The organism is Ramlibacter sp., from assembly GCF_035706265.1.
Lineage (GTDB): Bacteria > Pseudomonadota > Gammaproteobacteria > Burkholderiales > Burkholderiaceae_C > Ramlibacter.
Genome location: NZ_DASSVG010000607.1, coordinates 1 through 4,084, shown reverse-complemented (window position 1 = coordinate 4,084; position 4,084 = coordinate 1). Strand labels below are relative to the sequence as shown.

Sequence of the window (4,084 nt, the reverse complement as noted above, 5' to 3'; positions counted from 1 at the left end):
GGACGAGCGTTTCGGCCGCTTGGCGCTCGTGGGGCACAGCGAAGGCGCCTTGATCGCCGCACTGGCCGCCGAACCGGCGCAAGCCCAGGCGGTGGTGTCGATCGCAGGCGCCGGCAGCCGCGCCTCGGCGCTGATGCGCCGGCAGATGACCGAGCACCTGCCGCAGGACATCGCCGCTTCCGGCCTGGCCGCGCTCGATGCGCTGGAGGCGCAGCAGGCGGTGGAGGACGTGCCCGATGCGCTGTTCCTGCTGTTCCGCCCGAGCGTGCAGCCTTATCTCATGTCCTGGTTCCGGCACGACCCGCCGGCGGTGCTGGGCGGCCTGCACGTGCCGGTGATGCTGGTGCACGGGTCGGCCGACGTGCAGGTCGGCGTGGAGCATGCGCAGTGGCTGCAGGCCGGCAAGCCCGATGCGCGGCTCGAGGTCGTGCGCGGGATGGACCATCTGCTCGCGGTGGATGGCGACATCCTTCGCGGTGCCGATGTGGTGGGCGGCGCGGTGGCGGCGTGGCTGCAGGAGCTGGATGTGGGCGTGGCGGCGTGAGACCGACTCAGCTCACATCTTCCCTGGTAACCACGTGGCCAACTGCGGCACGAACCACAGCAGCAGCACCATCACGCACATCAGCAGGAAGAAGGGCGCGGTCACCCGCGCGATCCAGGTGATTTCCTTGCCCGTCATCCCCTGCAGCACGAACAGGTTGAAGCCCACCGGCGGCGTGATCTGCGCCATCTCCACCACGATCACGACGAAGATCCCGAACCACACCAGGTCGAAGCCCGCCGCCTGCACCGTCGGCAGGATCACGCCCATGGTCAGCACCACCATCGAGATGCCGTCGAGGAAGCATCCCAGCACGATGTAGAAGATCGCCAGGGCGACCATCAGCATGAAGGGCGACAGCCCCAGCGAGCCCACGAATTCCGCCAGGTGCCGCGGCAGACCGATGTAGCCCATCGAAAGCGTGAGGAACGCCGCGCCGGCGAGGATCAGCGCGATCATGCAGTACAGGCGGGTGGCCCCCAGCAGCGAGTCGCGGAAGGTGGCCCAGGTGAGCGAGCGTTGCAGCGCCGAGAGGATCAGCGAGCCCACCACGCCCACCGCCGCCGCCTCGGTGGCCGTCGCGATGCCGGTGTAGATCGAGCCGAGCACGGCCGCGATCAACAGCACCACCGGAATCAGGTGGCGCGATTCGCTCATCTTCTCGGCGAAGCCCATGGTGCGGTCCGGGGGCGGCACGCGCTTCCTGTTCATGGCGGCCCACACCGCGAGATAGCCCGAGAAAAGCGACGCCAGCACGATCCCCGGGAGGATTCCCGCCACGAACAGGCGCGCGATCGAGACGTCCGCCGTCACGCCATAGACGATCATGATGATCGAGGGCGGGATCAGCAGCCCCAGTGTGCCGGCGCCGGCCAGCGATCCGATGGTGATGTCCTCGGGATAGCCGCGCCGGTCCAGTTCGGGCAGCGTCATCTTGCCGATGGTGGCGCAGGTGGCGGCGGACGATCCCGACACGGCGGCGAAGATGGTGCAGCCGATCACGTTGGTATGCAGCAGCCGTCCCGGCAGCCGTGCCACCCAGGGCGCGAGGCCGCGGAACATGCTTTCGCTCAGCTTGGTGCGAAAGAGGATCTCGCCCATCCAGATGAAGAGGGGCAGGGCGGTGAGCGTCCAGCTCGATGCGGAGCCCCACACCGTGACGGCCATGGCGTCGCCCGCCGGCCGCGAGGAAAAGAGCTGCATGCCGATCCAGGCCACGCCGCCCAGCGTGAGGCCGATCCAGACGCTGCTGCCCAGAAGCAGGAACAGCGAGACGATCAGCATGGCGGTGATCGCGAAGTCACTCATTGTGCAGGGCCTCCTCGCTGCCCGCGGTGCTGCGCTGCCCGCGCAGCTCCTGCACCCACTCGTCGAGGAAGGCCACCAGCAGGATCACCGTGCCGAGCGCCATCGTCAGCTGCGGGATCCACAGGGGCGTGGCGTCGTTGCCGGTGGAGATGTCGTTGAAGGCGCGCGAATTCCAGGCCAGCCGCACCGAGTAGACGGCGAACAGGCCCGAGAGCAGCACGCCCACCGTCAGGGCCCACAGCTCAAGCCCGCGCCGGGCCTTGCCCTGCAGGCGCCCGAGCAGGAGCGTGACCCGGATGTGCTCGTTGCGCTTGAGGGTGTGCGCCAGCGCGAGGAAGCCCGCCGCCGCCATGCTGTAGCCCGCATAGGCATCGGTGCCCGGGACGTGGAAACCGATCTGCCGGCTCACGATGGACAGCAGCACCATCAGCAGCACGCCGATCATGGCCAGCGCCGCCAGCCAGGCGCAGGCGTCGTAGAGGAAATCCAGGAAGCGCCGCATCGGGTCCCCATCGTTGTTCGACGGCCGAGTTTAGGGGCTCCGGCCGTTCTCCATAATCCGGCGATGACCCGAGACGAGCGCAAATGGCAGTTCTGGATCGACCGCGGTGGCACCTTCACCGACGTGGTGGGGCGCCGCCCCGATGGCACGCTGGTGACACACAAGCTGCTGTCGGACAACCCGGAGCAGTACCCGGACGCCGCGGTGGCCGGCATCCGCCACCTGCTGGGGCTGCCGGCCGGTGAGCCGGTCCGGCCCGAGCAGGTGGAATGCGTGAAGATGGGCACCACGGTGGCCACCAACGCGCTGCTGGAACGCAAGGGCGAGCCGACCCTGCTGGTTACCACGCGCGGCTTCCGCGATGCGCTGCGCATCGCCTACCAGAACCGGCCGCGCCTGTTCGACCGCCACATCGTGCTGCCCGAACTGCTGTACCGCGAGGTGATCGAGGCGCACGAGCGCGTGGGCGCGCACGGCGACGTGATCGAGCCGCTGGACGAAGCGCACCTGCGGCAGGCGCTCGCGGCGGCGCACGGACGCGGCCTGCGCAGCGTGGCGATCGTGTTCCTGCATGGCTACCGCAGCACCGCGCACGAGCAGCGCGCCGCTGCCATCGCGCGCGAGACCGGCTTCACCCAGGTCAGCACCTCGCACGAGACCAGCCCGATGATGAAGCTGGTGAGCCGCGGCGACACGACGGTGGTCGACGCCTACCTCTCGCCGATCCTGCGCCGCTACGTGGAGCAGGTCGCCGGCGAGATGCCCGGCGTGAAGCTGTTCTTCATGCAGTCCTCCGGCGGGCTGGCCGATGCGCATGCCTTCCAGGGCAAGGACGCGATCCTCTCCGGTCCCGCGGGCGGCATCGTGGGCATGGCCCGCACCGCGCAGCTCGCCGGCCACGCGCGCGTGATCGGCTTCGACATGGGCGGCACTTCCACCGACGTGTCGCACTTCGCCGGCGAATTCGAGCGCGAGTTCGAGACGCTGGTGGCGGGCGTGCGCATGCGCGCGCCGATGATGAGCATCCACACGGTGGCGGCGGGCGGCGGCTCGATCCTGGAATTCGACGGCGCGCGCTTCCGCGTCGGCCCGCAGAGCGCCGGCGCCAACCCCGGGCCGGCGAGCTACCGGCGCGGCGGGCCGCTGGCCGTGACCGATGCCAACGTGATGGTCGGCAAGATCCAGCCGAAGTACTTCCCCAGGGTGTTCGGTCCGCATGCCGACGAGCCCCTCAGCGTGGAGGCGGTCAGCGGCAAGTTCGAGGAGCTTGCGCGGCGCACCGGCCGCAGCGCGGAGGAGGTGGCCGAGGGCTTCATCGCCATCGCCGTGCAGCAGATGGCCAACGCGATCAAGAAGATCTCGGTGGCGCGCGGCTACGACGTGACGCGCTACACGCTCAACTGCTTCGGCGGCGCCGGCGGCCAGCATGCCTGCCTGGTGGCCGATGCGCTGGGCATGTCGCGCGTGTTCATCCATCCGCTGGCGGGCGTGCTGTCCGCGTACGGCATGGGGCTCGCGGACCAGAACGTGATCCGCGAGCAGGCGGTGGAACTGCTGCTCGCGCCGGAGCACCTGCCGCAAGTGCAGGAGCAACTGGATGCGCTCGCGGCCGCCGCGGAGGCGGACCTGCGCCGCCAGCAGGTGGCCGGCGGCGCGGTGCAGGTGCGGCGCCGCGTGCACGTGCGCTACCAAGGCAGCGATTCGGCGCTGGTGGTGGCGGCGGGTTCACT

The 4,084-nt window shown here is 69.7% G+C and carries 4 protein-coding genes; 2 read left to right on the top strand and 2 right to left on the bottom strand.

All coding sequences use genetic code 11. The features are described from left to right. Positions 1–544 (top strand): alpha/beta hydrolase (locus VFM98_RS21610; RefSeq protein ID WP_325111951.1); only part of this gene is annotated, 544 nt, incomplete at its 5' end. Between the two features lie 12 nt (positions 545–556). On the opposite strand, the gene VFM98_RS21605 is transcribed toward VFM98_RS21610, so the two are convergent. Together VFM98_RS21605 and VFM98_RS21600 are read right to left on the bottom strand one after the other, a co-directional pair. Further along, positions 557–1,852: a TRAP transporter large permease subunit gene (locus VFM98_RS21605; RefSeq protein ID WP_325111950.1), complete on the bottom strand. Its 1,296-nt coding sequence runs from the start codon at positions 1,850–1,852 to the stop codon at positions 557–559. Further along, positions 1,845–2,354: a TRAP transporter small permease gene (locus tag VFM98_RS21600; protein WP_325111949.1), complete on the bottom strand. Its 510-nt coding sequence runs from the start codon at positions 2,352–2,354 to the stop codon at positions 1,845–1,847. The genes VFM98_RS21605 and VFM98_RS21600 overlap by 8 nt, the downstream gene beginning before the upstream one ends. 63 nt (positions 2,355–2,417) lie before the next feature. Between VFM98_RS21600 and VFM98_RS21595 the strand changes: the two genes are divergently transcribed. Continuing rightward, positions 2,418–4,084, top strand: a 1,667-nt coding sequence (locus tag VFM98_RS21595; RefSeq protein ID WP_325111948.1) for a hydantoinase/oxoprolinase family protein, incomplete at its 3' end; no start/stop codon positions are given.

Excerpts from the sequence above, each read along its gene's own strand:
- VFM98_RS21605 (WP_325111950.1), bottom strand. The coding sequence starts at position 1,852 with ATGAGTGACTTCGCGATCACCGCCATGCTGATCGTCTCGCTGTTCCTG.
- VFM98_RS21600 (WP_325111949.1), bottom strand. The coding sequence starts at position 2,354 with ATGCGGCGCTTCCTGGATTTCCTCTACGACGCCTGCGCCTGGCTGGCG.